Below are 312 nucleotides of genomic sequence, written 5' to 3' on the forward strand. Positions count from 1 at the left end.
TCAGGCCATCACCATCGGTATCCGGGTTCTTCGGGTCCGTGTTGCCAGGCTTACCATCCTCGTCGAACTTGTTGTCCTTGTGCGGGTTCTTGGAACCGTCGACCTCTTCCTTATCGGTCAGGCCATCACCATCGGTATCCGGCTTCGTCGGATCGGTGCCAATCTCCTTTTCCTCACCATCGGTCAGGCCGTCACCATCGGTGTCCTTGTTCTTCGGATCAGTCGGAGCTGGGTTACCGTCTTCATCCTCACGGTTGACCTCGTCACCGTCGTTAACGCCGTCACCATCGGTATCCGGGTTCTTCGGATCGG

The 312-nt window shown here is 57.4% G+C and carries 1 protein-coding gene; it reads right to left on the reverse strand.

What is annotated here, in order from left to right; genetic code table 11:
• Nucleotides 1–312, reverse strand: a 312-nt coding sequence (locus HMPREF2526_RS10215; RefSeq protein ID WP_210384417.1) for a hypothetical protein, incomplete at both ends; no start/stop codon positions are given.

The organism is Corynebacterium sp. HMSC070E08 (assembly GCF_001808895.1).
Classification (GTDB): Bacteria; Actinomycetota; Actinomycetes; order Mycobacteriales; family Mycobacteriaceae; genus Corynebacterium; species Corynebacterium hiratae.